The organism is uncultured Shimia sp. (assembly GCF_947493595.1).
Classification (GTDB): Bacteria; Pseudomonadota; Alphaproteobacteria; order Rhodobacterales; family Rhodobacteraceae; genus Shimia.
Genome location: NZ_CANLRL010000001.1, coordinates 107,365 through 133,857, shown reverse-complemented (window position 1 = coordinate 133,857; position 26,493 = coordinate 107,365). Strand labels below are relative to the sequence as shown.

30 protein-coding genes are annotated in these 26,493 nt (G+C 57.6%); 13 read left to right on the top strand and 17 right to left on the bottom strand.

From position 1 onward, the window contains the following. Positions 1–21: 21 nt before the first annotated feature. On the bottom strand, positions 22–1,416 hold the full coding sequence (gene argH, locus Q0955_RS00695) for an argininosuccinate lyase (RefSeq protein ID WP_299418721.1): 1,395 nt from the start codon (positions 1,414–1,416) through the stop codon (positions 22–24). Between the two features lie 22 nt (positions 1,417–1,438). On the opposite strand from argH, the gene Q0955_RS00690 reads away from it, so the two are divergent. The 5 genes from Q0955_RS00690 (at position 1,439) to phbB (ending at position 6,032) form a co-directional block, all read left to right on the top strand. Continuing rightward, positions 1,439–2,041: a TlpA disulfide reductase family protein gene (locus Q0955_RS00690; RefSeq protein ID WP_299418719.1), complete on the top strand. Its 603-nt coding sequence runs from the start codon at positions 1,439–1,441 to the stop codon at positions 2,039–2,041. Between the two features lie 44 nt (positions 2,042–2,085). Further along, positions 2,086–2,703: a hypothetical protein gene (locus Q0955_RS00685; RefSeq protein WP_299418717.1), complete on the top strand. Its 618-nt coding sequence runs from the start codon at positions 2,086–2,088 to the stop codon at positions 2,701–2,703. A gap of 193 nt (positions 2,704–2,896) precedes the next feature. Further along, positions 2,897–3,736: an EAL domain-containing protein gene (locus tag Q0955_RS00680; protein ID WP_299418715.1), complete on the top strand. Its 840-nt coding sequence runs from the start codon at positions 2,897–2,899 to the stop codon at positions 3,734–3,736. Positions 3,737–3,938: 202 nt separating this feature from the next. Next, positions 3,939–5,117 (top strand): acetyl-CoA C-acetyltransferase, encoded by a 1,179-nt coding sequence (locus tag Q0955_RS00675; RefSeq protein ID WP_299418713.1) that lies wholly within the window; start codon positions 3,939–3,941, stop codon positions 5,115–5,117. 192 nt (positions 5,118–5,309) lie between these two features. After that, on the top strand, positions 5,310–6,032 hold the full coding sequence (gene phbB, locus Q0955_RS00670; RefSeq protein ID WP_299418711.1) for an acetoacetyl-CoA reductase: 723 nt from the start codon (positions 5,310–5,312) through the stop codon (positions 6,030–6,032). Positions 6,033–6,106: 74 nt separating this feature from the next. On the opposite strand, the gene Q0955_RS00665 is transcribed toward phbB, so the two are convergent. After that, positions 6,107–6,265 (bottom strand): hypothetical protein, encoded by a 159-nt coding sequence (locus Q0955_RS00665; protein ID WP_299418710.1) that lies wholly within the window; start codon positions 6,263–6,265, stop codon positions 6,107–6,109. 116 nt (positions 6,266–6,381) lie between these two features. On the opposite strand from Q0955_RS00665, the gene gcvA reads away from it, so the two are divergent. Then, on the top strand, positions 6,382–7,332 hold the full coding sequence (gene gcvA, locus Q0955_RS00660; RefSeq protein WP_299418708.1) for a transcriptional regulator GcvA: 951 nt from the start codon (positions 6,382–6,384) through the stop codon (positions 7,330–7,332). Next, positions 7,329–8,195 carry an EamA family transporter gene (locus Q0955_RS00655; RefSeq protein WP_299418706.1) on the top strand — a complete coding sequence of 289 codons (867 nt, stop codon included), beginning with the start codon at positions 7,329–7,331 and terminating at the stop codon, positions 8,193–8,195. Before gcvA ends, Q0955_RS00655 begins: the two co-directional genes overlap by 4 nt. 3 nt (positions 8,196–8,198) lie before the next feature. Here the strand turns inward: Q0955_RS00655 and Q0955_RS00650 are convergent, their stop codons facing one another. The 3 genes from Q0955_RS00650 to Q0955_RS00640 all read right to left on the bottom strand — a co-directional run bounded on the left by Q0955_RS00650 (position 8,199) and on the right by Q0955_RS00640 (position 9,536). Beyond that, a complete protein-coding gene (locus tag Q0955_RS00650) occupies positions 8,199–8,363 on the bottom strand; it encodes a YdcH family protein (RefSeq protein WP_299418704.1) in 165 nt (54 codons plus the stop codon). A 202-nt stretch (positions 8,364–8,565) separates the two neighbouring features. Further along, positions 8,566–9,318, bottom strand: a complete 753-nt coding sequence (locus tag Q0955_RS00645) for a methyltransferase (RefSeq protein ID WP_299418702.1) — start codon at positions 9,316–9,318, stop codon at positions 8,566–8,568. Continuing rightward, positions 9,315–9,536, bottom strand: a complete 222-nt coding sequence (locus Q0955_RS00640; RefSeq protein ID WP_299418700.1) for a DUF2007 domain-containing protein — start codon at positions 9,534–9,536, stop codon at positions 9,315–9,317. The genes Q0955_RS00645 and Q0955_RS00640 overlap by 4 nt, the downstream gene beginning before the upstream one ends. A 59-nt stretch (positions 9,537–9,595) precedes the next feature. Here Q0955_RS00640 and Q0955_RS00635 point away from each other — a divergent pair, with 59 nt between their 5' ends. Continuing rightward, the gene (locus Q0955_RS00635; RefSeq protein WP_299418698.1) at positions 9,596–10,597 is read left to right on the top strand and encodes a polyprenyl synthetase family protein; all 1,002 of its coding nucleotides are present in this window, start codon (positions 9,596–9,598) and stop codon (positions 10,595–10,597) included. On the opposite strand, the gene Q0955_RS00630 is transcribed toward Q0955_RS00635, so the two are convergent. The 3 genes from Q0955_RS00630 to Q0955_RS00620 form a co-directional block, all read right to left on the bottom strand. Then, the gene (locus Q0955_RS00630; RefSeq protein WP_299418696.1) at positions 10,594–11,439 is read right to left on the bottom strand and encodes a 4-(cytidine 5'-diphospho)-2-C-methyl-D-erythritol kinase; all 846 of its coding nucleotides are present in this window, start codon (positions 11,437–11,439) and stop codon (positions 10,594–10,596) included. The genes Q0955_RS00635 and Q0955_RS00630 overlap by 4 nt on opposite strands. After that, positions 11,429–13,135, bottom strand: coding sequence for a tetratricopeptide repeat protein (locus Q0955_RS00625; RefSeq protein WP_299418694.1), 1,707 nt, complete (start codon positions 13,133–13,135; stop codon positions 11,429–11,431). Before Q0955_RS00625 ends, Q0955_RS00630 begins: the two co-directional genes overlap by 11 nt. A gap of 112 nt (positions 13,136–13,247) precedes the next feature. Then, a complete protein-coding gene (locus Q0955_RS00620; RefSeq protein ID WP_299418692.1) occupies positions 13,248–14,897 on the bottom strand; it encodes an electron transfer flavoprotein-ubiquinone oxidoreductase in 1,650 nt (549 codons plus the stop codon). Positions 14,898–15,148: 251 nt separating this feature from the next. Between Q0955_RS00620 and greA the strand changes: the two genes are divergently transcribed. Both greA and Q0955_RS00610 read left to right on the top strand, forming a co-directional pair. Then, the gene (gene greA, locus Q0955_RS00615) at positions 15,149–15,619 is read left to right on the top strand and encodes a transcription elongation factor GreA (RefSeq protein ID WP_299420999.1); all 471 of its coding nucleotides are present in this window, start codon (positions 15,149–15,151) and stop codon (positions 15,617–15,619) included. Between the two features lie 26 nt (positions 15,620–15,645). Then, a complete protein-coding gene (locus Q0955_RS00610) occupies positions 15,646–16,668 on the top strand; it encodes a hypothetical protein (RefSeq protein ID WP_299418690.1) in 1,023 nt (340 codons plus the stop codon). Between the two features lie 27 nt (positions 16,669–16,695). Here Q0955_RS00610 and glp read toward each other — a convergent pair whose 3' ends face one another. Genes glp through Q0955_RS00590 form a run of 4 tightly spaced genes read right to left on the bottom strand, consistent with a single transcriptional unit; the run spans position 16,696 to position 19,993 of the window. Continuing rightward, positions 16,696–17,967, bottom strand: a complete 1,272-nt coding sequence (gene glp, locus Q0955_RS00605) for a gephyrin-like molybdotransferase Glp (protein ID WP_299418688.1) — start codon at positions 17,965–17,967, stop codon at positions 16,696–16,698. Positions 17,968–17,988: 21 nt separating this feature from the next. After that, positions 17,989–18,486 carry a molybdopterin-guanine dinucleotide biosynthesis protein B gene (gene mobB, locus Q0955_RS00600; RefSeq protein WP_299418686.1) on the bottom strand — a complete coding sequence of 166 codons (498 nt, stop codon included), beginning with the start codon at positions 18,484–18,486 and terminating at the stop codon, positions 17,989–17,991. A gap of 2 nt (positions 18,487–18,488) precedes the next feature. Then, on the bottom strand, positions 18,489–19,109 hold the full coding sequence (gene mobA / locus Q0955_RS00595; RefSeq protein ID WP_299418684.1) for a molybdenum cofactor guanylyltransferase MobA: 621 nt from the start codon (positions 19,107–19,109) through the stop codon (positions 18,489–18,491). Further along, positions 19,106–19,993, bottom strand: coding sequence for a formate dehydrogenase accessory sulfurtransferase FdhD (locus tag Q0955_RS00590; RefSeq protein ID WP_299418681.1), 888 nt, complete (start codon positions 19,991–19,993; stop codon positions 19,106–19,108). The genes mobA and Q0955_RS00590 overlap by 4 nt, the downstream gene beginning before the upstream one ends. A 149-nt stretch (positions 19,994–20,142) precedes the next feature. Between Q0955_RS00590 and Q0955_RS00585 the strand changes: the two genes are divergently transcribed. After that, a complete protein-coding gene (locus Q0955_RS00585) occupies positions 20,143–20,856 on the top strand; it encodes an AzlC family ABC transporter permease (RefSeq protein WP_299418679.1) in 714 nt (237 codons plus the stop codon). Next, a complete protein-coding gene (locus tag Q0955_RS00580) occupies positions 20,853–21,176 on the top strand; it encodes an AzlD domain-containing protein (protein WP_299418677.1) in 324 nt (107 codons plus the stop codon). The genes Q0955_RS00585 and Q0955_RS00580 overlap by 4 nt, the downstream gene beginning before the upstream one ends. A 105-nt stretch (positions 21,177–21,281) precedes the next feature. Here Q0955_RS00580 and Q0955_RS00575 read toward each other — a convergent pair whose 3' ends face one another. The 5 genes from Q0955_RS00575 to Q0955_RS00555 all read right to left on the bottom strand — a co-directional run bounded on the left by Q0955_RS00575 (position 21,282) and on the right by Q0955_RS00555 (position 25,398). After that, positions 21,282–21,911 (bottom strand): hypothetical protein, encoded by a 630-nt coding sequence (locus Q0955_RS00575; protein WP_299418675.1) that lies wholly within the window; start codon positions 21,909–21,911, stop codon positions 21,282–21,284. A 24-nt stretch (positions 21,912–21,935) separates the two neighbouring features. Further along, a complete protein-coding gene (locus tag Q0955_RS00570) occupies positions 21,936–22,070 on the bottom strand; it encodes an aa3-type cytochrome c oxidase subunit IV (RefSeq protein WP_299418673.1) in 135 nt (44 codons plus the stop codon). 92 nt (positions 22,071–22,162) lie between these two features. After that, entirely contained in the window at positions 22,163–22,621 is a 459-nt protein-coding gene (locus Q0955_RS00565) for a DUF6173 family protein (RefSeq protein ID WP_299418671.1), read from the bottom strand. Positions 22,622–22,636: 15 nt separating this feature from the next. Beyond that, positions 22,637–23,680, bottom strand: coding sequence for an MBL fold metallo-hydrolase (locus Q0955_RS00560; protein WP_299418669.1), 1,044 nt, complete (start codon positions 23,678–23,680; stop codon positions 22,637–22,639). Beyond that, positions 23,680–25,398: an acyl-CoA dehydrogenase gene (locus Q0955_RS00555; RefSeq protein ID WP_299418667.1), complete on the bottom strand. Its 1,719-nt coding sequence runs from the start codon at positions 25,396–25,398 to the stop codon at positions 23,680–23,682. Before Q0955_RS00555 ends, Q0955_RS00560 begins: the two co-directional genes overlap by 1 nt. A 115-nt stretch (positions 25,399–25,513) precedes the next feature. Here Q0955_RS00555 and Q0955_RS00550 point away from each other — a divergent pair, with 115 nt between their 5' ends. Beyond that, on the top strand, positions 25,514–26,461 hold the full coding sequence (locus tag Q0955_RS00550; RefSeq protein ID WP_299418665.1) for an L-threonylcarbamoyladenylate synthase: 948 nt from the start codon (positions 25,514–25,516) through the stop codon (positions 26,459–26,461). Positions 26,462–26,493: the final 32 nt, after the last annotated feature.

Sequence of the window (26,493 nt, the reverse complement as noted above, 5' to 3'; positions counted from 1 at the left end):
CGGCATCATCTCCCCAAGGGGTTAGTCGTCCAGCTTAGCTTTCCAAGCAGCAATCTGCTCACGCACTCGGGTTGGAGCGGTGCCACCGTAAGACATGCGTGAGGACACGGAGTTGTGCACGCCCAGCACGCCAAACACGTCTTCGGTGATCGCCGCATGCACAGACTGCATGTCTTCCAGAGTCAGGTCCGGCAGGTCGCAATCTTTGCTTTCCGCCATTGCCACCAAAGACCCGGTCACGTGGTGCGCATCGCGGAACGGCATGTTCAGTGCCCGCACCAGCCAGTCGGCCAGATCGGTTGCGGTAGAGAAACCACTGCCAGCCGCCGCTTCCAGACTGTCCTGGTTGGCATTCATATCCTTGACCATGCCTTCCATCGCCGCCAGCGCCAGCATCAGGTTGTCCGCCGCATCAAAGACCTGCTCTTTGTCTTCCTGCATGTCTTTGGAATAGGTCAGCGGCAGGCCTTTCATGACCATCAGCAACGCAGTGTTGGCCCCAAAAATCCGGCCAATTTTTGCGCGGATCAGCTCTGCAGCATCCGGGTTCTTCTTCTGCGGCATTATCGAGCTGCCGGTGGAGAAGCGATCAGAGAGCGTCACAAAGCGGAACTGTGCAGAGGACCAAATCACCAACTCCTCAGCAAAGCGGCTCAGGTGCATGGCACAGATGCTGGAGGCCGACAGGAATTCCAGCGCAAAGTCTCGATCTGCCACCGCGTCCAGAGAGTTTGCCGCCGGACGGTCAAAGCCCAAAGCCTTGGCGGTCATCTCACGGTCAATCGGGAAAGAGGTCCCTGCGAGGGCAGCCGCGCCCAGCGGGGATTCATTCATCCGTTCCCGCGCGTCTTTGAACCGGCTCAAATCGCGGCCAAACATCTCCACATAAGCCATCATATGATGGCCCCATGTCACCGGCTGCGCAGTCTGCAGATGGGTGAAGCCCGGCATCACCCAATCCGCGCCCGCTTCAGCCTGCGACACAAACGCACGGATCAGCGCTTCGATCCCAGCAATCGCCGCATCAATCTGGTCGCGCACCCAAAGTTTGAAATCCGTCGCTACCTGGTCATTCCGGCTCCGGCCTGTGTGCAAACGCCCTGCAGGCTCACCAATGATCTCTTTCAGGCGCGCTTCCACATTCATGTGAATGTCTTCCAGCGCCGTGGAAAATTGAAACGTGCCGCCCTCAATCTCTGACAAGACTGTGAGAAGCCCTTCCCGAATGGCTTCAGCATCGCTATCTGTCAGGATGCCTGTCTTGGCGAGCATCGCCGCATGGGCCCGAGAGCCAGCAATGTCCTGCGCCGCCATACGTTGATCGTAGCCAATAGAAGCGTTGATCGCTTCCATAATGGCGTCCGGTCCGGCGGCAAAACGGCCACCCCACATCTGGTTTGAGGTATCTTTGGTCATGAGAAGCCCTTTTGGAGGGAAGATGAAAGTAAATGGGTCCGCGCTGGTGTATACAGGCTTGGCAGCAATCGCAATTGCCGCCCTCTCCTTTGTTGCCCTGAAACCAACAGCAACCGCCGAAACCCGCGACTTTTCCGCCGTGGTCGACATGCGCGACGGCGATATGCGCAAGCTCAACTTCCACTCCGCTCCCAAAGAAGTTTCGCAAAACAGCTTCATCACCGAGGACGGCGGCGAAGCCACCTTGGGCGACTACAAAGGCAAAGTGGTACTCCTCAACTTCTGGGCCACCTGGTGCGCCCCCTGCCGCCACGAAATGCCGATGCTGTCTGAATTGCAATCCGAGCTCAGCGGCGCAGACTTTGAGGTGGTGACCCTGGCCACCGGCCGTAACATGGTGCCGGCCATGCAAAAGTTCTTTGACGAGATCGGCGTCGACAACCTGCCTTTGCACCGCGACCCCAAGCAGGCCGTTGCACGGGAAATGGCGGTCTTTGGCTTGCCCGCGACCATCATAATGGACCGTGACGGCAAGGAAATCGCGCGTTTACAAGGGGATGCAGACTGGTCGAGCGAAAACGCCCGTGCTATCCTCTCCGCTGTTATCGCCATGGGAAACTCCTGATCCGCCCCAAGGCTCTGACGACTGGCACATAAGAAGAGACGCACATGATCCGCCACGCCTTGGCTTTCTTTCTCCTGTTGGGCGCCCCCGCCCATCTTGCCGCACAAGACGTCCAGCAGCACGGCAGGCACACTAAGATCGAGATGGTGAAACGATTTGAGCTGCGCGGCGACGCCCGCGCCGCCTTCCGCCAGTTCAAACGCAAATCCGACTACTTCGGCGCGATCTACATCAATCGCCCCGAACGGCACGCCGGCGTGCACGCCAACGCCAACTCACTCTGGCTCGCCGAAGCTTACGCGAAAACCCTGTGCCATCAACAATCGCGCAACCCCGATTACTGTGTCCTTTACGCCCGCAGCGTGCCTAAGGACTTTGATCGCACCGCCTTTGGCGTGACCCTGTCCCACGCCGCCAACAAAGACTTTCGCGAATACAAAAAGCTGCAAAACAAAAAACGCTCCGGTGCCTTTGCCGTCGCGGACAACGGGGCGTTTGGCTATTCTTGGGCCGAAGCGTCTCCAGTGGTGGCCCGCGAACAAGCACTACATCGTTGCGCCAAAGCCTCGGTGAAACTGCTGCGAGACGCTCCACAGGACCTCCTGCCGCTGTTGTCGAGCCCGGCGCGTCAAACATGCCATATCGTGCACATTTCCCACTGACTTTGCTCTGAAAACCGCTTCTTAAGCCCTGTGACGCAATGCGGGCTCATCGCCCTCTATTCGCCTTAAGTTAGTTAAAAACAGGGCTAAAACACCCCTGTTCAGAGCCCCATCAAATCGTCATTTTAAGACATGGTTCATGTCTGTGTTCTTAAATGGGCACGCTGCTAAATGGGATGATGGGAAGCCTGCTATGGATCGCCCAAGGAAAAAGAAACGCAAGGCTGGCGCGAAGCAAGAGCATCGCAGCCCGCTGGCTTACGCCCTGGACACACGGGATTCCTCCACGCTGGATATGGTCCGCGAGGCAATTACGCACAAACAGGTGATGCTCGCCTACCAACCGGTTGTTCAGGCCTCCAACACCAAGCGCCCCGCATTCTACGAAGGTCTGGTGCGGGTTCTGGACGAAACCGGCCGCATTATCCCTGCCAAAGATTTCATGGGGGCCGTCGAAGACACCGAGCTGGGCCGCCAGTTGGATGTCTTGGCGCTCGAGCTTGGCCTGCAAGCACTGGCCGAACAGCCCGGCCTGCGCTTGTCTATCAACATGTCGGCCCGCTCAATTGGCTATGCCCCATGGATGGATTGTTTACAACGCGGCCTCACCCGTGCTGCCACCATTCCCGAACGGTTGATTTTCGAAATTTCCGAAAAATCGGTTGTGCAAGTCCCTGAGATTGTCCAGGGCTTTATGGAAGAATTGCAAGTCAAAGGCATGTCTTTTGCCTTGGATGATTACGGCGCCGGCCTGACCACGCTGACCGTGTTCCGCGATTTTGATTTTGACATAATCAAATTACATGGCAGCTTCAGCCGCAATATTTCCCAGGATGGCAGCAATCAGGTATTGGCCTCCGCGGTCGCTGCGATTTGTGAACGGTTTGACATGCACTCTGTCGCTAGCCGTATCGAAAGCCCGGCGGATGCCCAAATGATGGCGGATCTTGGGTTTGACTGCCTGCAAGGCTTCGCCTTTGGCGCGCCGACGATCTCGCCGCCGTGGAAACAACGCAAAAGCGACGCCGCCTAAAACCCCATCCAGATCCAACCAACGCCACAGCGTCCACGCACAATGGGCGCTTTCTCGCGTGCGACTTTAGGCCTGTGACAGCCTGACCGTTGCCGCAGTGCGGCAAATACGCTATTGACGCCACGGAAACGGAGTTCTGCGGGTTGCCTGAGGGGGGCGGTCCCGCACATGCTTTGTTCAGCATTTTGTAGAGGATTTGCATATGACCAACGTAGTGATTGCTTCCGCGGCACGGACCGCCGTGGGTAGCTTCAGCGGCTCGTTCGCCAACACCCCCGCACATGATCTCGGCGCCACCGTGCTGCAAGCACTGGTAGAGCGTGCCGGCATCGACAAGGCGGACGTCTCTGAAACCATTCTCGGTCAGGTTCTGACCGGTGGCCAAGGTCAAAACCCGGCCCGCCAGGCACACGTCAACGCTGGCCTGCCAATCGAAAGCGCCGCTTGGGGCATCAATCAGGTGTGTGGGTCAGGCCTGCGCGCCGTAGCACTGGCCGCGCAGCACATCCAATTGGGTGACGCGTCCATCGTCGCCGCGGGTGGTCAAGAAAACATGTCGCTGTCCCCACACGTGGCGCACCTGCGCGCGGGCACCAAAATGGGCGACGTGAAGTACATCGATTCCATGATCCGTGACGGCCTGTGGGATGCGTTCAACGGCTACCACATGGGCCAGACCGCCGAAAACGTGGCAGAGAAGTGGCAGATCAGCCGCGATGACCAAGATACCTTTGCTGTGGCCTCGCAAAACAAAGCTGAAGCTGCTCAAAAGGCTGGCAAATTTGCCGATGAAATTGTGCCGTTCACCGTGAAGACCCGCAAGGGCGACATCGTTGTGGATGCCGACGAATACATCCGCCACGGCGCCACCATGGAAGCGATGCAAAAGCTACGTCCGGCCTTCGTACGCGACGGCGGCACCGTAACCGCGGCCAACGCATCCGGCATCAACGACGGCGCGGCTGGCGCCCTGCTGATGTCCGCAGACGAAGCGGAGAAGCGCGGCATCGAACCTCTGGCCCGCATCGCGTCTTATGCCACAGCCGGCCTGGACCCATCCATCATGGGTGTTGGCCCGATTTACGCCTCCCGCAAGGCGCTGGACAAAGCAGGCTGGTCCGCTGAGGAACTGGATCTGGTTGAAGCCAACGAAGCCTTCGCCGCACAGGCCTGCGCCGTGAACAAGGACATGGGCTGGAACCCTGAGATTGTGAACGTAAACGGCGGCGCCATCGCCATTGGTCACCCAATTGGCGCGTCTGGTGCGCGAATCCTGAACACACTGCTGTTTGAAATGAAGCGTCGCGACGCCAAAAAAGGTCTCGCAACCCTGTGCATCGGCGGCGGTATGGGTGTGGCCATGTGCCTTGAGCGCCCATAAGACTGCGCCCCTTTGCATTTAAAAAGGAAAGGGGCGTCCATTGGGCGCCCTTTTTTGGTTTCGGGAGGTCATTTTTCGCACAAGCAGCAAAAAATATCTGCAGTGCGGCAATTCATCACGTAATTATGTTGCGCAACGTGATTTAAAAACGTAACAGAGTTACCAACACATTTACTCACTTGGAGGACCATCATGGCAAGAGTAGCACTCGTCACCGGCGGCAGCCGCGGTATCGGTGAAGCCATCTCAAAAGCACTGAAGGCCGAAGGCTATGAAGTTGCAGCCACCTATGCTGGCAACGACGAGAAGGCTGCGGCCTTCACCGAAGCCACCGGCATCAAGACCTACAAATGGAATGTGGCCGACTACGAGGCCTCCAAAGCAGGTCTGGCACAGGTCGAAGCCGACCTTGGCCCGATCGACGTGATTGTGGCCAACGCCGGCATCACCCGCGACGCTCCGTTTCACAAAATGACCCCGGAGCAGTGGCACGAAGTTGTCGACACCAACCTGACCGGCGTGTTCAACACTGTGCATCCTGTCTGGACCGGCATGCGCGAGCGCAAATTTGGTCGCATCATCGTGATCTCTTCGATCAACGGTCAGAAAGGTCAGTTTGCGCAGGTCAACTACGCCGCCACCAAAGCCGGTGACCTTGGCATCGTGAAGTCCCTGGCTCAGGAAGGTGCCCGCGCGGGCATCACCGCCAACGCCATCTGTCCTGGCTACATTGCCACCGAGATGGTCATGGCCGTGCCTGAAAAGGTCCGCGACTCGATCATTGGTCAGATCCCAACCGGCCGCCTTGGTGAGCCAGAAGAAATCGCGCGTTGTGTGACGTTCCTCGCTTCTGACGACGCAGGCTTCATCAACGGCTCCACCATCTCCGCCAACGGTGGCCAGTTCTTCGTCTGATCTGCACAGACAATACAAACCAAAAGGGCCGGTCATCTGACCGGCCCTTCTCTTTTGCCCCGTAAGTGCCTGCCTCAGGCGCAGCGGGACGGTTCCGTAAGAACAACGCGGTTCAGCGGAACGGATTTGCCACCAAACAGAGCTTTGAAAAACCCAACAAAGGCAGCGCTACGGGCGGCGTGCGCGTCCTGGTAGGCTTGCTGAGTGCGGGCGTTGGGTGCAGTCTCGATCATGTTAGCCTCTCTTCTGTTTGACGATGGAAAACTTAACTGAGACCAATATGGCGCTAACGTACCTTCACGACAAACGAGACTTCCCCTACCTTCACTTAAGCTGTACTTAACTCAACATGTCTGATCGCCTGCCTCCCCTCACCGCCTTGCGGGCCTTTGATGCCGCACAACGCCATATGTCCTTTGCCAAAGCCGCGGACGAGTTGCACGTCACGCCCGCCGCGCTCAGCTATCAGATCAAATCGCTTGAAGAGCACCTCGGCGCGCCACTCTTCCACCGCCTCAACCGCGCCGTGGCCCTGACTGAAATTGGCGAGACCCTCGCCCCCGGCATACAGGAAGGCTTCCAAACCCTGTCCGCGTCCTGGCGCGCCGCCCAGCGCCAGATGGATGACGCCACGCTTATGGTCACCGCCGGCCCCGCCTTCACCGCCAAATGGTTTGCGCCGCGGTTTTACGAATTTGCCCGCGCCCATCCGGAGATAGACCTGCGCTTCTCCGCCACCCTGCGCAACCTCGACTTCAATCGCGACGAAGTCGACGTCGCCATCCGCTTTGGCATCGCCAATGAAGACCCAGGCCTTTGGGCCGCCCCAATGGCCCGCGAATGGGTCAGCCCAGTGATGACACCGGAAATGGCGGAGCGATTCCCCACCCCGGAAAGCCTGAAAAACGCCACGCTGATCCACGACGAATCCATCGACTTCCTGCGCCCACGGGCCGATTGGGCCGCCTGGTGCCGCCTGATGCAGCTCGACATCGACACCTCTCATGGCCCCCGCTTCACCGGCGCGGACCACAGCATTGACGCCGCCCTGGCTGGCGCAGGCATCGCCCTTGGTCGTCGCGCCTTAGTGGTGAAAGACATCCACGAAGGCCGCCTTGTCGCGCCCTACAAACACGCCATCTGGCTACAGGCCCGCTTCCGCTTCCTCTGTCGCGACGGCACCCAGGACCGCCCCCACATCGCTGCCCTGCGCGACTGGATGATGGCAGAGATAGACAAAACCGCCGAAGTGACAGAAAACTTGATCATCACGCCGATCGAGGAGATTCCCCCCGCATGACCCGCACCAAAGCCACCGCAGTTGGCTTTATCGCTGTGCTGCTCTGGGCCCTGCTCGCCCTCTTCACGGTTGGCAGCGCCCCAACACCTCCGCTTCTGCTCAACGCCCTGTGTTTCACTGTCGGCGGCACGCTTGGCGTCATCTGGGCGATAGTCACCGGCGAGTGGCGCGCCCTGCGCACCATCCCCCTCAAAGTCTACCTCTTTGGCAGCCTCAGCCTGTTTGGCTATCACGCGCTTTACTTCTCCGCCCTGCGCCTCGCGCCCGCAGCTGAAGCCGGGCTGATCGCCTACCTATGGCCTCTTCTGATTGTATTGATGTCCGGCCTCCTGCCCGGTGAACGCCTGCGCGCAGGCCACCTGTTTGGCGCCTGCCTTGGCTTCTTGGGCGCGGCCCTAATCATCGGCGGAGGCGGCCTTGGCTTTAACCCGGCCCATCTGCCCGGCTATGGCCTTGCCCTTGCCTGCGCTTTCACATGGTCCAGCTATTCGCTGCTCTCCCGTCGCCTTGGCGACATCCCCACGGTCTCCGTGGTGGTGTTCTGCCTCGCCACCGCCGCGCTCTCCACCTTGCTGCACCTCGCGCTTGAGGAAACAATTTGGCCCGCCGACGCGCTTACTTGGGTGTCCGTCTTCGCTCTCGGCCTCGGCCCGGTTGGTCTGGCGTTCTATGTCTGGGATGTGGGGGTCAAGCGTGGCGACATCCAACTTTTGGGCACCGCCTCTTACGCGGCCCCGCTGTTGTCGACATTGGCTCTGGTGGGGGTTGGGTTTGCCGAGCCCACGATACACCTGGGCGCGGCGGCTTTGCTGATCACTGGCGGCGCGGTGCTTGCCGCACGCGCCAGCTTGAAATCTGGCTGAGCGTTATGCGGATAATCGCGTGATTTCTTCTTTGAGGCGGAGTTTCTGCTTCTTGAGTTCTGCGACATCAAGATCACTGCTGCCAGGGGCGCGTTGTTCTTGTTCGACTTGGTCAGAGAGGGCTTCGTGTTTGCGTTTCAGCTCTTCGAGGTGTGCGCTTACGCTCATCATGTTCTCCTATGCAAACAATATGTAGTCCCAACAGTGCAGCACAGTTTTTGCCGCCTGTCACGTGCGACTTGTGACATATTCTTAACACTGGAAAATTTCCGCCGACGCTGTCGTAAAACAGTCGTAATACCGACGCGATACCGACGTGGTTTTGAGCCGAATCGGTCAGGCTTAATGACCCGAGCGTTGCGGTAACCCATTAAGGGAAAGGCAGCGCCGCTCCATCGCGCAAAACCCCGCGAATTTGATCCGTGTAACTGTCGCCATCATGCGTGTGGCTGTCCCCTTCATGCATGCGCACAGGCGCATGAAGACGAAACGCAGCGCGCCCGTTTTTGACACCGTGAACAAGCACCAAATTGGCGTCCCGCCCCACGCGTGCCTGCAAAGGCATCACTTGTATGGACCCCAATGCACCATGCATTGCACTCAACAAGTCCGGCAACCGTTCTGCACGATGCACGAAGGTTGCGGTGCCTTTGGGGGCAAGGCGCTTGGCGGCCACCTCAACCCATTTGCCAAGTGGCGTGTCTTCCCCCATCGCCACATCTCTGCCCGCATCCTGCGCTGCTGTGCTCGCAGTCCGATCGAAATAAGGCGGGTTGGCAAACACATGCCCAAACTGCATCTGCCGCAACTCCATGGGCAACATGGCCAAATCGGCCTCCCAGATCGTCGCTTCCGCGCCGTTCTCCTTGGCATTGCGATGCGCCAATGCGGCGTACTCTGGCTGCAGCTCGACGGCATGCACGGTTAGCTTTGGCACACGTGCAGACAGGCAAAGAAATGCCGCACCGACGCCGCTGCCAAGCTCCAACACCCGATCCCCCGGCTTTGCAGGAATCGTCGCGGCCAGCAAAACTGGATCAACCCCGGCACGATAGCCATCCTTGGGTTGCCATAGGGTCACGCGCCCATTCAAAAAATCGTTCTGGGTAAGCTCTGCACTCACAGCGCCCGCCCCAATGCGATCTCATTGTCGAGCATAACCCGTTCAGCTTGCTGCAAATCTTGTGACCGTACCATCAACCGGCGCGGCAATATGCCAATGCTGCCCTCAAGGACGCTCATGTTTACGTCCATTTCAAAGCAGTCTATACCCTCCCCCTGAAGCAGGGCTGTGGCAAAGGCGATGGTGGTCGGATCTGTGCTACGCAAAAGCTCTTTCATAATAACGATCTAAGGTTAGGGAGCGGCCAATGTCGACCCCTCACGACAGGAAGTCCAAAATGAGTCTCGATCACGCCGCAAGCAAGCCGCACGAAGCCCTCGCAGTCCTGCTGCGCGACGACATGGAAGCGGTAAATGCCCTGATCGAAGAGCGTATGGCCTCCAAACATGCGCCGCGCATTCCAGAAGTGACCGCGCATCTAGTTGGTGCCGGTGGCAAACGCCTACGCCCGATGCTGACTTTGGCAGCCGCCAAATTATGTGGCTATGACGGCCCCTACCACGTGCACCTCGCGGCAACCGTTGAATTTATTCACACGGCTACCCTTCTGCATGATGACGTGGTGGACGAAAGCGAACAGCGCCGTGGCCGCCCCACCGCCAACCTTCTGTGGGACAACAAAAGCTCGGTGCTGGTGGGGGATTACCTGTTTTCGCGTAGCTTCCAGCTGATGACCGAAACCAACAACATCGACGTGTTGCGTATTTTGTCCAACGCTTCCGCGACAATCGCAGAGGGCGAAGTGTTGCAACTCACCGCAGCCACAGACCTCTCCACCAACGAGGATATTTACCTGCAGGTGGTACGAGGAAAGACCGCTGCGCTGTTCTCCGCTGCGACCGAAGTGGGCGGCGTGATTGCAGGCGCGTCTGCGGACGATGTGCAGGCCCTGTTTGACTACGGTGACGCCCTTGGCATCGCCTTCCAGATCGCGGATGACCTGCTGGATTATCAGGGCGACTCAGCCCAGACTGGCAAAAACGTGGGTGACGATTTCCGCGAAAGAAAGTTAACACTGCCGGTGATCAAAGCTGTTGCGCAGGCCACTGACGAAGAACGCAGCTTCTGGGAGCGCACAATTGAAAAAGGCCGCCAGGAAGCCGGCGACCTAGATCATGCGCTTTCGCTGATGGACAAATACAACACTTTGACTCGCACCCGTGACGACGCAATGCAGTGGGCAGAAAAAGCCAAAGACGCTGTAAAAAAACTTCCGGACCACGAAATCCGGGGCTTGCTGTCAGACATCGCCGACTACGTCGTCGCCCGCCTGAACTAAGCGAACCGCGCCCCAACCCGCCGCGTTGGCACACACCACCAACCTGGGTTCTGGTGACGCAATACCTCCAAAGCCGCATCGCGCTCCGATGCGGTTCTGTAAATTGCAAAACACGTCGCCCCCGACCCGGACATCCGCGCCAAAGCGCAACCAACGGTTTGGTTTAGCTCGGCCAACACCTGGCCAATAACAGGTTGAATCTCAACAGCGGCCTCCTGCATGTCATTGCGTTGAGCAGACAGCCACGCAACTGTACTGTTAAAGTCAGCCCAATTCGGAAACGGCTCTGACATCAATGGGTTGTCCCGCTCAACCATAGCTGCAAACACCTGCGGCGTGGAAACAGACACACGCGGGTTCACAAGGATCATTGACCAGTCTGGCGGTGTATCCAGGCGATCAATCTCGTCACCAATGCCCCGCATCCGCACCAATTCAGGCTCCATGCAAACAGGCACATCTGCCCCAAGCGATGACAGTATTTCAGCACTTGGAACTGCGAGATCATACAAAGCGCACAATGCACGAACTGTGGCCGCCCCATCCGATGATCCGCCACCAATCCCCGCCATTGCTGGCAAAGACTTGTGCAGTGTGATCTTTGCCGAAACGCCCAACATCTCCGCCGCACGGATCACCAAGTTGCTGCGGTCGGTCGGCACCCCTTCGGCCATTGGACCGACCACGTTCAAACTGGTTTCCCGTGCCTTCTCAACCGTCAACCGATCCCCAACATCCGTCAACATGACAAGCGAGTCCAAACGGTGATAGCCGTCATCCCGCTGTCCAGTCACATGTAATGTCAGGTTGATTTTGGCGGGCGCAAAAGCCTCAATTGTCATCCGTTGCCGCCAAAGGCGCTGCGCCTTCCTCTTCAAGCACCACGTCCAGTCCAACTTCCAGCTTGCGGCGAATGCGATCTGGCTTGGCTTCCTCGGCGGTTTCTTCATCTACAAAGCTTAGTGCCCGACGCCACTGAAATTGCGCCTCAAGCTCTCGGCCTACCGCCCAGTACACATCGCCCAAATGATCGGTCACAACAGGATCAACCGGCATAAGTTCACTGGCACGCTCCATATGCCCCACGGCTTCTTCGTATCGGCCCAAGCGGAACAACACCCAGGCAAGGCTGTCTACAATGTACCCGCTATCCGGACGGGCCGCGACAGCGCGCTCAATCATCTCCAGCGCTTCATCCAGTTTGATCTGCTTCTCGACCAGTGAATACCCGAGGTAATTCAACACCTGTGGTTGCTCTGGGTTCAACTCCAGAGCTTTACGGAAATCTGCCTCCGCTGCTTCCCAATTCCCAAGACGCTCATGACTAATCGCCCGCGCGTAGAATAAGAACCACTGCCGCAGCTCAGGCGTGTCATAGAGGCCTATCGCCGTGTCGTAAGCTGCGATCGCGCCATCAAAATCTTTTTCCTGACGGCGCAAATCGCCAAGTGCAGTGTGCACATACGGCAGATCCGGTTGGCTGCGCGTCAAGGCTTCAAGAACCTCCATTGCGGCTTCAATTTTACCAGCTTCGCGCAGTGCTTCCGCCCGACCAAGCTCCGCCGCATGGAAAGACGGATCATCAGCAGGAACTTTCTGGTAGGTTTGCGATGCCAGCTCATAGCGCCCCAATGTTTCAAGAAGTTCCGCTGTCAAGAGCAGCGCCTCGGTGTGATCCGGGCGTAAAAACTCCGACAAGCGTGCATAGAGCAATGTATAGTCCGCGTTAGCCTCGTTTCTCAGCGCATTTGCTATCGAGAAATACACTTCAGCGATCCCGTCAGCCGCTGAGCCAACATGCGTAAATGGCAGTACTTTCCCGGCAACCAGGTCATCCCGCAGCATCCGCAGTTCAGGATCGAGATCGGCGCCAAAGGCTTCATCCAACCGCTTAACAGCGTCTTCGTTACGCTCTAGCTGTGAGAGAATTTCAACTTCGCTCACCACGCCACGCCGCGTCGACTGCATGCCGTTCATCGCGCCTTCCAGAAAGATCGCGTGCGCACTTTCAAAATCACCAACTGAGGCCAAGGCCAAAGCCTTATGGTAGGCAGCAAAACCGCCAAGACCTTGCTCTTTGGACACCTCATCAAACGCAGCCAGAGCCTCAGACATGGCACCTCGGCCAATGTGCGCCCAGGCTTTCATGAGACCGTCGACCAGCGGACCAACACCAGCCCCCTCCAAGCGCTCGACCAACTCATTGTAGTTTTTGTCCTCAACCAGCCCCGCCGTGATCGCCATCTCCGCAAGTTGGCTTTGGTGGCCGTCCGCATCCATCTTGCGCGCAATTGGCATAGCGCGATCAATTTGACCAAGCGAAAGAAAGGCCAACACCGCGTTCTCCTGAAGCACAGGGTTGCTTGGGTCCTTGGTTAGCGCGTCACTATAGTAGCGGGCAGCGGCAGCATAGTCAGATCCGTAGCTGGCTTGACGCGCAGCCAGATACGCCCCCGCCCCGCCATCTGCCTGCACAGGCAACGCCATGGTCGCCAAAAGCGCGGAAATCGCCACTGATTTTAAAAACTGTCCGGCCACGTGAGACTCCCATGCTCTATTCTCGCCTTAAAGGTAGTCGGGGGGCTGCCAACACGCAATGGGGCGACCTATTGGCCGCCCCATGTTTTGGTAAAAAATCCACGTGTTACGATCACATGTTCGGGTAGTTTGGCCCGTCGCCACCTTGCGGTGTCACCCATGTGATGTTTTGGCTCGGATCTTTGATGTCACAGGTTTTGCAATGCACGCAGTTCTGAAAGTTCACAACAAAGCGGGGGTCTTTACCTTCTTCTTCAACAATTTCGTACACACCAGCAGGGCAGTAGCGCTGAGCGGGCTCGGCAAACTTCGGCAGGTTCACCGACACAGGCAAACTGTCATCGGCGAGACGCAGGTGACACGGCTGGCTTTCTTCGTGGTTGGTCATCGAGAAGCTGACGTTTGTCAGACGGTCAAAAGACAACTTTCCGTCTGGCTTCGGGTAATCAATCGGCTTGTGCTTACTGGCTTCTTCGGTCGCTTCCGCATCATTTTTACCGTGCTTGACCGTACCAAAGAGAGAGAAACCAAGCGTGTTGGTCCACATGTCCAAACCGCCGAGCATCAGGGAAGCTGTCAGGCCCCATTTGGACCAGATCGGCTTCACATTGCGCACCTTCTTCAGGTCCTTGCCAATCGCGCCGCTGCGCACCTCGGTTTCGTAAGCCGTAAGCTCGTCGCCCGAACGCTCCGCTTTGATCGCATCAAAAGCCGCTTCCGCAGCAGCCTTGCCTGAAAGCATCGCGTTGTGGTTGCCTTTGATGCGCGGCACATTGACCATGCCCACGGAACAACCCAAAAGCGCCACGCCAGGCGCCACCATCTTCGGCATGGACTGATAACCGCCTTCAGAAATTGCCCGCGCACCGTATGCAACACGCTTGCCGCCTTCCAGAAGCTCCGCGATCTTCGGATGATGTTTGAAGCGCTGAAACTCCATGTATGGGAAGAGGTGCGGGTTTTTGTAGTTCAGATGTACCACAAACCCGACATACACTTGGTTGTTTTCCAGATGATAAATGAAAGAACCACCACCTGCGTTGCTGCCCAGCGGCCAGCCCATAGTGTGGGTTACTTCGCCCTCATTGTGCTTGGCAGGATCGATCTCCCAGATCTCCTTCATGCCAACGCCAAACTTCTGTGGCTCTTTGCCGTCCTGAAGGTTGTACTTCGCAATCACCTCTTTGGAGAGCGATCCGCGCACACCTTCGGACAGGAACACGTATTTACCGTGCAACTCCATGCCTGGCTCGGTATTTGGACCGTACGATCCATCTTCTTCCAGACCAAAGACGCCTGCGACAACTCCTTTGACTTCGCCGTTGTCGCCGTAAACCAACTCAGAGCAGGCCATACCCGGGAAGATTTCAACACCAAGCTCTTCCGCCTGCTCTGCCATCCAACGGCAGACGTTGCCCATGGACACAATGTAGTTGCCATGGTTGTTCATCAACGGTGGCATCGGGAAGTTTGGCACGCGAATTTCGCCCGCCTCGCCCAACATGTAGAAGTTGTCTTCTTTCACCGGAGTGTTCAGCGGCGCGCCTTTTTCTTTCCAATCAGGAATCAGCGCGTCCAAGCCGCAAGGATCCAAAACAGCACCGGAAAGAATGTGCGCGCCAACTTCAGAGCCCTTCTCCAGAACGACTACGTTCAAGTCCGCGTCCAATTGCTTCAGACGGATCGCTGCTGACAGGCCTGCTGGACCTGCACCAACGATGACAACGTCATACTCCATGGCTTCGCGTTCGATTTCCGACATTGGCTTCCCTTCCCGGATCGCTGGGTAATTTTCTTTCGCATCTGCTAGCGCGACTATAATCATTCCGTCAATCGGAACCCCACGACATTTCGACCCATTTGAGTAATTTTGCAGCAGTGCAGCATAATTCTTCTTGCATTGGCTTCCACTCTTGCATTTGAAAGCGGTCTCAGGGCACTCTGCCGAGCTAGTACGTAATACAGACTGCCGCCAAACCCTTTTGGCGGCCAATGACCAACGAGACCGCACCCATGGAAAAAATACCAATGACCCGCGCCGGCCACACGGCGCTTGAAGCGGAATTGAAACAGTTGAAAACGGTGGAACGCCCCGCGATCATTGAGGCGATTGCCTCTGCCCGTGAGCTTGGCGACCTTAAGGAAAACGCTGAATACCATTCCGCACGCGAAAAGCAGGGCTTCATCGAGGGCCGCGTCAAAGAGCTTGAAGCGGTGATTGGCCTGGCAGAAGTGATCGATCCTGCAACCCTGTCCGGCGCCATCAAATTTGGCGCAACCGTGACTTTGGTGGACGAAGACACCGACGAAGAAAAAACCTGGCAGATTGTTGGCGAACACGAAGCCAACATTGAAAAAGGCCTTCTCAACATCAAGTCACCCATCGCCCGTGCCCTGATTGGCAAAGAGGAAGGCGACAGCGTCGAAGTTCGCACACCAGGTGGCGAAAAAGGCTACGAAGTTCTAAGTATTTCTTTTCAGTGAACCAGATAGTTGAGATGCGGCCCCGCATGAAAGACGACACAGACTCTCAGCCAACTCCGCTGGGAATTTATGACAAGCCAAGCGGCCCTAAAGTCACCTCAATTGAGCTAATTGCGGTTGGCCTTAGCTTCGTTTGGCTTGTCGGATCTGTCGTGTTCTTCCTGGTACTGGAACATAATCCCGTTGACGGTGCCAGCGGGCTTCAATTCCTCATGACCCTGTTGGCTGTCTTTATGCCCGTTGCGATGATTTGGGTCGCGGCCACGGCAGCGCGGTCATCTCGCGTGATGCGCGAGGAAAGTGCCCGCCTTCAAGCTGCGATTGATGCAATGCGCCGTACTTACGTCAATCAGGCGCAAGGTGTTCAGGCACAGCAGGGCGTTGAGCCGTCGGTTGCGAAAAAGCTTGACGAGATTGCAGCAGCTACACGCAAGACGGAAACCGCACTGGCCACGTTCTCTTCCAGCCGCGAGCGGGACGACAGCATCCGCAAACCCGCAGAAATCGACGTTCCGGCAGATGATCTGGCGGATCAAGGCACGTTGGCTTTGGGCACACCAGCCGAAGAGCTATCGCCTCCGCTGCCTCGAACGGATTTTATTCAGGCTCTAAACTTCCCGGAAAACGCGGACGACGCAGAAGGATTTGCCGCTCTGCGCAAAGCATTGCGGGACCGACAATCCGCACAGCTGATTCAAGCAAGCCAGGATGTGCTCACTCTGTTGAGCCAAGACGGTATCTACATGGATGACCTGCGCCCTGACCTGGCCCGCCCGGAAATCTGGCGTCGCTTTGCAGCGGGTGAACGCGGCAAGCCAATTGCCGCGCTCGGGGGCGTTCGGGATCGCAGCTCTTTGGCCTTAGCAGCAGGTCGTATGAAGCAAGATCCGATTTTCCGGGATGCCGCGCACCACTTCTTGCGCCGCTTTGACAAGTGCTTTGTAGAGTTTGAGGAAACCGCGACCGACGCCGACATCGCGGCGCTTTCCGAGACCCGCACCGCACGCGCGTTTATGTTACTAGGGCGCGTCGCTGGGATTTTTGACTAATAAAAGGCGCTCTAACGAGCGCCTTTTTTAAAGCCCAAAAGCAGAATACGGATAGTAGAGCACTTCCGTGCCCTCTTGCACCTGCATGGCCTCGTCCGGCAACTCGACCAGCCCCTCCGCCCAACTCAACCCGCTGATCCGTCCAGAGCCCTCAGACGCAAAAACCTCTGCGCGCCCATCTCGCAAACGCGCACGCAAATACTCACGTCGCCCTGCCTTCTTGGACTTCGCAAATGCTGCTGGCACCTTCAATCCCACGGGGGCATGCCAGCCCGCGCCGCCCATCACATCCATGGCCGGTTTGGCAAAAATGAGCGTACAGACCTTGGCTGCTACAGGATTGCCAGGCAAACCAAACACCGGAGTGCCTTGCCACATCCCCAGGGCCAACGGCCTTCCGGGTTTGATAGCCAACCGCCACAGGGTCATCGACCCAGTATCATTGAGCAGTGCTGACATGTGGTCTTCATCACCGGCTGACGCGCCACCAGAAGTCAGGATCAGATCCGAGCGGATTGCAGCCTCATTTAGGAAGCCTTTCAATCCCTCCCGATCGTCAGGCGCGCGCCCCATGTCCACTGGCTCAAAGCCAAACTGTGCAATCATGGCAAGCAACATCGGGCGATTGGCATCAAATATCTGATCCGGACGGGCTGTGCTTCCCGGTTCAGCCAGCTCATCTCCGGTAGACACCACCGCCACACGCAAGCGTTTGAAAACAGGAAGCTCTGAGACACCTGTGGCTGCCGCCAGTGCCAAGTCAGCTGGTGTGATACGCCGGCCTTTGGCAAGGATGAACCCGCCTTTGGCGACGTCCTCGCCAGCCTTCCGCGTGTTGCTGCCCCGCTTTAGAGGGCCGTGAAAAGCAATTGCCTGCCCATCCGTCGTTACATCTTCTTGCAGGATCACCGTATCCACACCTTCGGGCACTGTGGCACCAGTCAAGATCCGCACTGCATGGCCGACCGGCAATACCCCTTCAAACGGATCACCAGCCGCGGAACGCCCGTCCACCAAAGGCACCGTTTGTGGCCCTTCAACGATCTCAGCATGACTAAGCCCGTAGCCATCCACGGCCGAATTTGGCTGTGGTGGATTGGCCCGAAGCGCCAAGACATCCTCAGCCAAGACCCGCCCCAATGCCCGGTAGAGCGGCACGGTTTCCATTCCGACGCAAACCTGAAGCCGCTCCTTCAAAAGCGCAAGCGCTTCGGACACCGGCGTCCAGTGGGTGTCGGCAGGCAGGGAAAAGCAGTCATTTCTTAGCGGCGGTGGCACCAGCTCGTTATGCTTAGACATGCAGGCCTCCAAAGGGCTGAATTACGCAGACAAACCCAAGTCTGACAGAATAAAGTCCGCTATTTCTTTTGTGTTGTTCAAGTCGAAAACCGGCTTCTCATTGTCCAAGGCCACATCACTGGCAATTGCGCGAATGGTGGGATCCTCTGGCGAAATCAATGCATTGCCGGTCTCTTGGCGATGCGCCTCCACCTTTCGGTGAGCGTCTCTCTTATACCCTTCAACCAGAACGAGGTCGACATCAGACAGCTTGGTGAGCAATTCCTCCAGCGTGGGTTCGTCCTCATCGCGCAACTCATGCATCAAAGCCCAGCGGCTTTTGCTTGCCAATAGAACCTCGCGTGCACCCGCCACACGATGGCGATGGCTGTCCTTGCCGGGATGATCCACGTCGAAACTGTGGTGTGCGTGCTTAACCGTAGACACGCTAAAACCGCGGCCGGTGATTTCTGTCACCAGACGTTCCATCAATCCTGTTTTGCCCGAGTTTTTCCACCCGACAACGCCATAGATTTGCATTGTTATTCTATCTCTCCAGAAATCCGGCGCGCCTCTTCAAGGTCTTCCGGCGTATTCACATTAAAGAAGGGGTCTATCCCGCTTTGAACAAAGGCTGCTTGACCTGCATCATGTTTGTCTGTCCAGATCACAACTTTTCGCAAGCCATCTTCCAAAGCCGCCCGCAGATCATTCCGCAACGCCACAGGCCAAAGGCCAAATGTGGGCTGCCGCCAAAGCTTGCCGCCCGGTTCGCCGGACGCCGCTAACGTTAGGGGATGCGGCAAGTTTTCCGCCGCCAGCAACAATTGCGGCACCAGATCACAGGGAAAAAACGGCGTGTCCGCAGCTGCGGTCACAATGGCTTCCGCGCCCTGCTCCGCCGCCCAGTCCAGCCCCGCCAAGACACCTGCCAATGGGCCGGGAAACTCCGCCAAAGAATCCGGTAAGACGGGCATATCAAGATCCGCAAACCGCGCAGGGTCGCCATTTGCGTTGATCGCCAGACCAGCCACCTGCGGCTCCAGCCGATCAATGACGTGCTGCAAGATTGTCTTACCACCAAGAGACAAGCGCCCCTTGTCACCGCCGCCCATACGGGTCGCTTGCCCGCCAGCCAGGATCACACCAAGAGGTTGTTTCATTTGTGAAATCCCCCTTTGCGCCTATGTTTCTTGGCCTCTTCCGGCACACTCGACGGGTCGACGTCGCGCAACAAGCGCTCTTCACCGCTCAGACAGACAAATCTCTGGCCACGCATACGGCCAATCACCGTCAAACCAACTTGCCGCGCGATCTCCACGCCCCATGCGGTGAACCCCGAGCGAGAGGCCAAAACAGGAATACCCATCAACGCGCATTTGATCACCATTTCCGAGGTCAATCGCCCAGTGGTGTACATCATCTTGTCCGCTGCTGTTTCCCCATTCTGAAACATCCAGCCGGAGATTTTGTCCACCGCATTGTGCCGCCCGACATCTTCCATATAGACCAAGGGGCGCGCGCCTTGGCACAGCACCGTCCCGTGTATGGCCCCGGCTTCGAGATACAACGACGGCGTCCGATTGATGGTGCTGGCCAGCGCGTAAAGGTCGCTGGTTTTCACCTGCGTCTGAGGCAGCTCTACCCCCTCAAGCCCTTCCATCATGTCACCAAAAACAGTGCCCACAGCACACCCGGACGTGCGGGTCTTTTTATTCAGCTTCTCTTCGTGATTGGTCTCGGTTTCGGTGCGCACGACAACCACTTCGAGCTCTTCGTCATAATCCACTCGCGTGACCACGTCTCCGTCGCGCAACATGCCCTGATTGCGCAGAAAACCCACCGCAAGATACTCCGGATAGTCGCCAATCGTCATGGCTGTCACGATTTCCTGGCTGTTGAGGTAAATCGTCAGAGGCCGTTCTTCTACAACGGAAATTTCGGTTTCCTGCCCGAGGTGATCCACGCCGGTCACAGCGCGGGTCAAGCGTGGCGCTTTGGGATCAGGGGCAATCAAAAATTGTGCCAGGTCCGGCGCGTCTGCCATGCGTGTCCTCCATTGGTTTGCGGGCAACCTAGTGATGATTTTTTTGCATTGCCACCATCAATAACTTTGCTGCGACTTTACGGTCGCAACGCTTGCGCAGGTCGAGCCAACTCGCTACCCCGACAAAGGTACATTTCAGCGAGGCTTTTATGGCGTCATATTGGGATAGGTCCACCTTCTGGCGCGGCTTCCGAGACGGATTGCCGTTTGTCCTCGTGGTAGGGCCGTTTGGCATGTTGTTTGGCGTTGTGGCCACTGAGGCAGGGCTGCCTTTGGTGCAGGTCATGAGCTTCTCGATTGTTGTCATCGCCGGAGCGGCGCAGTTCACGGCATTGCAGCTCATGGCGGACAATGCTCCGACGCTTGTAGTGATTGCCTCAGCTCTGGCTGTGAACCTGCGGATGGCGATGTATTCCGCTTCTATGACCCCGCACCTTGGTGCCCTGCCCGCATGGCGGCGGGCGTTGGTGGCGTATAGTTTGGTGGACCAAAGCTACGCGCTGTCTGTCATGGAATATGAGAAGCGTCCGGAGATGACACTGGCCCAAAAAACCTCCTATTTCGCAGGGGTTATCGCGCCAGTTCTGCCCAACTGGTATCTCGCCACACTGGTTGGCGCGCTGGTGGGCCAGTCTATTCCCGACAGCTTTGCCCTCGACTTTGCGGTGCCAATCACCTTCCTTGCAATGATTGGCCCAATGCTGCGCACAAAGGCGCATATTGCAGCGGCGGTGGTTTCTGTGATTTGCGCACTGCTGTTTGCTTTCCTGCCCTGGAACCTGGGCCTGATCGTGGCAGGCATTGCCGGAATGATAACCGGCGCTTTTGTTGAATTGCGCACCGAAAACAAGGACATGGCATGAGTGAGAGCACAACCATTTGGGTGATCATTATCGCCATGGGGCTGGGTAGCTTTGGTCTGCGCTACTTGTTTTTGGGCGTGATCGGCGACCGTGAGATGCCGGAATGGGTACTGCGCCATCTGCGCTATACGGCTGTGGCCGTGCTGCCGGGGCTGGTGGCACCGCTTGTGCTGTGGCCCGCAGCAACTGAGGGACAGCCAGACCCTGCACGACTGGCGGCTGCGGCGGTAACATTGGGCTTGGGCTATGTCACCAAGAACGTATTGGCGGCGATTTTTGGCGGCGCCGCGACGTTGTTTTTGGGGCTGTATTTCCTCTAAAATCCACGTCGGTATTACGTCTGTATCGCGACTGTTTTGCGACTGTGGCGATGCGCGCACAAAAAAGCGCCCCGTAGGGCGCTTCTGTGCATCATTTGCGAGGTCTTACTGGCGTTCGTATTCCGGCACAAAGGCCGCGAGCACCTTGGACTTGTCATCATCGTCATACTCAAACAAACGATCATAAGTCGCACCTTTATCGGCAAAGTAATCCATCAGCTTGCGCGGATAATAAGACTGCGGTGCATCTTCAAATCCTGGCAGTGTCTGGAGCAACGCCGACGTTGATTTTGCACATTGGGCTTCGGTAACGGGGCCCAAAGTCTGCGCCTTGCGCAACGCCATCTCTGCCACCTGTGGGCTCACGTCTATCGACTGCACCACCACATGGTAAGTCTCCCGAGCATGAAAGCGGGTGTATTGATCCACCATGTAAGGCGTCATGCCGTAGACAACATCGTTTTTGGCAACGATGGCGCCCTCTTTGCGGAAAGAGCCTGCAGGATCAAATGCGACCCGTTGGCTGCCGTTGATCATCAACGACGTGTGAGCGCCAGAGCCACTCTCGTTGGAGATCATTGTGTAGAGTGTCAGCTGTTTGGGACCGTCATGCACATAGCGTGCGGCCTCCACAGCGGCATCCGGTGAGTTCTCCGACGCCGGATTGCGCACCGAACACGCGGAAACAGAGGCCACCAGCGCCAAAAGCGCCAAACCACGAACCAAAACATTCATAAAGGGCACCCCCGCCCGATGCGATCAGCTGTTGAAGATCGCCAGGAAAATCAGAACGCCGATTGCTGCAACCGACACATATGTGGAGGCCTTGATGAAGCCTGCAAATGCTTTTTCTTGAGCGTCGATGTTCATCGAACCGTGCTTGTGTTCCGCCATGGGAGTAATCCTTCCTGTCTGCTTAAAACGCTGGATAGCTGATTCATTTGGCCCTGTCACCCACTCAGGTGACGCAGGCAATGATCTCTGCCTCAGGCGCTGTCTTTCTTGAGACCTTCGGCCAAGCGGAAGCCAATGCGTGACGGCGCTTCGCCGGTGTCTTTCTGTTTCGGCAAGGCCCGCAGCATCACGTTCAGCTGGCTGACATGTTGTACCAGTTGGGTTTTGATACCGCTGCTGTCGGTGCCGTAGAAGGTCACGATATCGGGATCAAAGAAGCCCATGCCCTCGATGCGCAGCACGCCAGCTTCGCCACCGACAAATCCCATTGCCACTTCGTGTTCGTTATCGAGCTGCTTTTCGAAGTTCTGAATGTAAAGGATCAGGCGTTCGTAGGCCCATTCCGCCGCGCTTTTCTGCTTCACCGGTTGTTTGGCGATGTCCTCGGGCACCGCCACGGTTTCAGCATCAGGGTCAGAATGCACTTCGTATAAGCGTGGCAAAGCCTCCGCTTCGATGGCCTCTGCGGTGGTTTTGATGTCGTCAGTCATAGGTGTTCGCGCCTGTTATTCGATCCGCTGCCACAGATACGCGCCGTCTTCGCGCGTGGTGCGGCTTACGTCGCCAACTTGGTAAAGATGGTTGAGATGTGCAAGGGCTTCAACAAGCGCAAGCCCATAAGCCCCGCCATCAATTTGGCGTTTGAACAACGGCAAGAAACATTCAGCAGCAGTTTGTGGCGTGTCGAGGTGCTCGACCAGCCGCTTGAGCGCGCCGTGGTGGTTGTCAATCAGCTGTCGCATGCGCAGGGGCGCGCCGGTGAAGGGCAGCTTGTGACCGCCAAGGATCAGTTGGTCATCACGGGCGTATTGTTTGAGCCTTTCGCAGGCTTCGAGCCAATCCGCCACAGGGTCAGCTTCTGGTTCTGTCGCATAAACACCGATGTTGGAGCTGATCGAGGGCAGGATTTGATCACCGGACAGCACCAAGTTGTCGTCCTGAGACCAGAAAGTGGCATGTTCCGGCGCGTGGCCATTGCCGATGTGCACGGTCCATTTGCGACCGCCCATTTCGATCACGTCATCCTGCTTGATGCGTTTGAAGCCCAGGGGCATCGGAGCAACCACATCGGCAAAATTGAAAGGCCGTTCGCTGGATCGCTGGTTGTAGATTTCTTCATCCATGCCGCAGGCACGGTAGAAATCGAGCGTTTCCTGGCGTGGTACGGCTTGTTCGTCCAATTGCAACATGCGCGCAAACAACCACGCGGTGCGCGTGGTCCAAAGGCTGGCGCCGTGCTCAGATTGGAACCATCCAGCGAGCCCCACGTGATCTGGATGGTGGTGGGTCACCACCACACGAGACACGGGTTTGCCACCCAAGGGGCCGGCCATCAGGGTCTCCCAGATGCCGCGGCCACGCTTGCTGTCAAACCCGGTGTCGATGATGGTCCAACTGTCGCCTTCGTCCAGCGCATAAACATTGACGTGATCAAGTTTCATCGGCAGCGGCAGACGCATCCAGAGGACGCCCTTGGCCACCTCAATGGCCTCTCCCTCAGCTGGAGGGGTTTCCCAAGGATAGCGGATGCCTGCCGCGCCGTCTTGCATCAGGCCGCGCCCAGATCTTCGGCGGTGATCGCGTAGAGATCCTCTGCGCCCTGCATCGCGTGTATCAGCACACCGGCGTGCTCTGGCAACAGGCGTTGGATGTAGAACTTCGCCAGCTTGCTGCGTGGACCTTCGCCCCCTTCGGCAATGGCGGCGCGCAGGTGATAATAACCGCCGAGCACACGAGCAAAGCCGCGCAGGAAAGGCACGGAGCCGGCAAAACGGTCGTTCATATCCCCTTGGGCGACCATCCATTCGGTGGCTTCGCGCAGGGTTTCGGTGGCCTGCCACAGAGGCTCGGCCAGATCAGCCATGCTTTCGCGGACTTTCTCGGCGCAGTCTTCGATTTCATCGAGCAAGGCGTAGGCGGCGTCGCCACCGTCCATCAATTTGCGGGCCACGAGGTCCATGGATTGAATGCCGTTGGTGCCCTCATAGATCGCAGTCACACGCACGTCGCGAGAGAATTGTGCAGCGCCGGTTTCCTCAATGAAGCCCATGCCACCGTGTACCTGCACGCCGTCCTCAGAGACCTTGATGCCCACGTCGGTGCCAAAGGCTTTGGCAATGGGGGTCAGGAAGGCCGCGCGGGCTTTCCATTCTTTTTCCCCCGTGGCGGTGCCCATGTCGATGGCGACGGCACAGGCCATTTCGATGGCGCGCGCGGCAAAGATGTCGGCTTTCATACCCGCCAGCATGCGACGCACATCCGCGTGGTCAATGATTGTGCCGCCACCTTCAACTGGGGTGCGGCCTTGTTTACGCTCGAGCGCATACTCCAGCGCCATTTGGTAGGCGCCTTCGGCTGCGCCCACGCCTTGCCCACCAACACCAAGCCGCGCGTTGTTCATCATGGTGAACATGCATTTCATGCCGTCATGGGCGTCGCCAACAAGCCAGCCTTTGGCGTTGTCAAACTGCATCACGGCAGTTGGAGACCCGTGCAGGCCCATTTTGTGCTCCAGGCTCACAACACCCAGGGTGTTTGCGACGCCCGGGTTGCCGGCTTCGTCCGGGATGTATTTGGGTACGATGAAGAGGCTGATCCCTTTGGTGCCGGGCACGCCGTCAGGCAGACGGGCAAGCACCAGGTGGCAGACGTTGCCGGTGAAATCATTGTCGCCCCAGCTGATGAAGATTTTCTGGCCGGAGACCGCAAAAGAACCATCATCGTTTGGAACAGCTTTAGAGCTCAGCGCGCCCACATCAGAGCCTGCGGCAGGCTCGGTCAGGTTCATGGTGCCGGCCCATTCACCAGTGATCAGCTTTTCCAGATAGGTGGCTTTGATCTGCTCTGACGCGTGATGCTCCAGCGCCTCGATTTGGCCTTGGGTCATCAGCGGATTGAGTTGCAGCGACAGGCAGCCCGCGGCCATCATCTCGTTCACCGCGGTGGTGATGGTGTGTGGCAGCCCCATGCCGCCGTATTCCGGCGAGGCTCCGGTGGAAATCCAGCCGCCTTCGGCGATGGCTTTGTAAGCGTCGGCAAACCCCGGAGAGGTGCGCACAACGCCGTTTTCCAACACTGCCGGAGCGAGATCGCCATTGCGGTTGATTGGCGCCATGACCTCATCAACCATCTTGCCGGCTTCCAGGAGGATGGCCTCAGTTGTATCGCGGTCCGCATCGGTAAAACGCTCAGTTGCGGAGACATTTGCAAAATCCACCACGTGATCAAAAAGGAACTGGAAATCGGTTACTGGGGCGCGAAAGGGCATCTGTCTCTCCGGCAGGCTTGGCAATAAGTGCTGCTGCTTGTATGCAGCTTTGGGCCTTACGGTAAGGGTCTTGTTGAGACGATCACAGAAAAACGCAGCGTCACAGGAGCGCCTCTTGGACACAGATATCCTCTCCCCTGATAGCTCAGGATATGCACGTGCAGCATCGGTTCTGCGGGATGGCGGATTGGTGTCGTTCCCCACGGAAACCGTATATGGGCTTGGCGCAGACGCGCGTCAGGACATGGCTGTGGCGCGGATTTTTGAGGCCAAGCACCGCCCGACGTTCAATCCGCTGATTGTGCATGTGGCGGATGTGGCTGCGACAAAACGCTACGTGAAGTGGAATGAAATGGCAGACCGGCTTGCAGCCACCTTCTGGCCCGGGCCGCTCACCCTTGTGCTGCCACTGCGAGATGATTCTGGCCTGTCCCCTTTGGTGACCGCCAACCTGCCAACGCTGGCGATCCGTGTGCCGGAGCATCCAGTGGCGCAGGCCTTGCTCAGCGAATTTGACGGGCCAGTCGCTGCGCCGTCAGCCAATCCGTCTGGTAAAATCAGCCCCACCCGCGCGCAACATGTGATCAACGGCCTGTCTGGTCGAATTGAGGCCGTGGTGGATGGTGGTGAGTGCGGCGTTGGTGTGGAAAGTACCATTTTGGGATTGTTTGACGAACCCACATTGCTGCGCCCCGGCGGCTTGCCGCAGGAAGCCATAGCAGCCGCTTTGGGTCGCCCAGTTGTCAGCCGCTCAGAAGCTGATCCGCTGACTGCGCCCGGGCAGATGCTGTCACATTACGCCCCAGGCGCGTCGGTGCGCTTAAACGCGGTTGAGATTACGGAAGGTGAGCGGCTTTTGGGGTTTGGCAAAGTTGAAGGGGCAACGCTGAATCTCAGCGAAGCAGGCGATTTGACCGAAGCCGCAGCCAACTTGTTTTATCACCTGCATGCCTTAGATGCGGACGGGGATGCCCCTATTGCTGTGTCGCCTATTCCAGAGCACGGTCTTGGCCGTGCGATTAATGACCGTTTGCGCCGCGCGGCCGCCCCCAGAGATGCCTAGCCCTGCACTTGACGGATGACTGCTGGTCCAGA

Excerpts from the sequence above, each read along its gene's own strand:
- argH (WP_299418721.1), bottom strand. The coding sequence starts at position 1,416 with ATGACCAAAGATACCTCAAACCAGATGTGGGGTGGCCGTTTTGCCGCC.
- Q0955_RS00690 (WP_299418719.1), top strand. The coding sequence starts at position 1,439 with ATGAAAGTAAATGGGTCCGCGCTGGTGTATACAGGCTTGGCAGCAATC.
- Q0955_RS00685 (WP_299418717.1), top strand. The coding sequence starts at position 2,086 with ATGATCCGCCACGCCTTGGCTTTCTTTCTCCTGTTGGGCGCCCCCGCC.
- Q0955_RS00680 (WP_299418715.1), top strand. The coding sequence starts at position 2,897 with ATGGATCGCCCAAGGAAAAAGAAACGCAAGGCTGGCGCGAAGCAAGAG.
- Q0955_RS00675 (WP_299418713.1), top strand. The coding sequence starts at position 3,939 with ATGACCAACGTAGTGATTGCTTCCGCGGCACGGACCGCCGTGGGTAGC.
- phbB (WP_299418711.1), top strand. The coding sequence starts at position 5,310 with ATGGCAAGAGTAGCACTCGTCACCGGCGGCAGCCGCGGTATCGGTGAA.
- Q0955_RS00665 (WP_299418710.1), bottom strand. The coding sequence starts at position 6,265 with ATGATCGAGACTGCACCCAACGCCCGCACTCAGCAAGCCTACCAGGAC.
- gcvA (WP_299418708.1), top strand. The coding sequence starts at position 6,382 with ATGTCTGATCGCCTGCCTCCCCTCACCGCCTTGCGGGCCTTTGATGCC.
- Q0955_RS00655 (WP_299418706.1), top strand. The coding sequence starts at position 7,329 with ATGACCCGCACCAAAGCCACCGCAGTTGGCTTTATCGCTGTGCTGCTC.
- Q0955_RS00650 (WP_299418704.1), bottom strand. The coding sequence starts at position 8,363 with ATGAGCGTAAGCGCACACCTCGAAGAGCTGAAACGCAAACACGAAGCC.
- Q0955_RS00640 (WP_299418700.1), bottom strand. The coding sequence starts at position 9,536 with ATGAAAGAGCTTTTGCGTAGCACAGATCCGACCACCATCGCCTTTGCC.
- Q0955_RS00635 (WP_299418698.1), top strand. The coding sequence starts at position 9,596 with ATGAGTCTCGATCACGCCGCAAGCAAGCCGCACGAAGCCCTCGCAGTC.
- Q0955_RS00630 (WP_299418696.1), bottom strand. The coding sequence starts at position 11,439 with ATGACAATTGAGGCTTTTGCGCCCGCCAAAATCAACCTGACATTACAT.
- Q0955_RS00620 (WP_299418692.1), bottom strand. The coding sequence starts at position 14,897 with ATGTCGGAAATCGAACGCGAAGCCATGGAGTATGACGTTGTCATCGTT.
- greA (WP_299420999.1), top strand. The coding sequence starts at position 15,149 with ATGGAAAAAATACCAATGACCCGCGCCGGCCACACGGCGCTTGAAGCG.
- Q0955_RS00610 (WP_299418690.1), top strand. The coding sequence starts at position 15,646 with ATGAAAGACGACACAGACTCTCAGCCAACTCCGCTGGGAATTTATGAC.
- glp (WP_299418688.1), bottom strand. The coding sequence starts at position 17,967 with ATGTCTAAGCATAACGAGCTGGTGCCACCGCCGCTAAGAAATGACTGC.
- mobB (WP_299418686.1), bottom strand. The coding sequence starts at position 18,486 with ATGCAAATCTATGGCGTTGTCGGGTGGAAAAACTCGGGCAAAACAGGA.
- mobA (WP_299418684.1), bottom strand. The coding sequence starts at position 19,109 with ATGAAACAACCTCTTGGTGTGATCCTGGCTGGCGGGCAAGCGACCCGT.
- Q0955_RS00590 (WP_299418681.1), bottom strand. The coding sequence starts at position 19,993 with ATGGCAGACGCGCCGGACCTGGCACAATTTTTGATTGCCCCTGATCCC.
- Q0955_RS00585 (WP_299418679.1), top strand. The coding sequence starts at position 20,143 with ATGGCGTCATATTGGGATAGGTCCACCTTCTGGCGCGGCTTCCGAGAC.
- Q0955_RS00580 (WP_299418677.1), top strand. The coding sequence starts at position 20,853 with ATGAGTGAGAGCACAACCATTTGGGTGATCATTATCGCCATGGGGCTG.
- Q0955_RS00575 (WP_299418675.1), bottom strand. The coding sequence starts at position 21,911 with ATGAATGTTTTGGTTCGTGGTTTGGCGCTTTTGGCGCTGGTGGCCTCT.
- Q0955_RS00570 (WP_299418673.1), bottom strand. The coding sequence starts at position 22,070 with ATGGCGGAACACAAGCACGGTTCGATGAACATCGACGCTCAAGAAAAA.
- Q0955_RS00565 (WP_299418671.1), bottom strand. The coding sequence starts at position 22,621 with ATGACTGACGACATCAAAACCACCGCAGAGGCCATCGAAGCGGAGGCT.
- Q0955_RS00560 (WP_299418669.1), bottom strand. The coding sequence starts at position 23,680 with ATGCAAGACGGCGCGGCAGGCATCCGCTATCCTTGGGAAACCCCTCCA.
- Q0955_RS00555 (WP_299418667.1), bottom strand. The coding sequence starts at position 25,398 with ATGCCCTTTCGCGCCCCAGTAACCGATTTCCAGTTCCTTTTTGATCAC.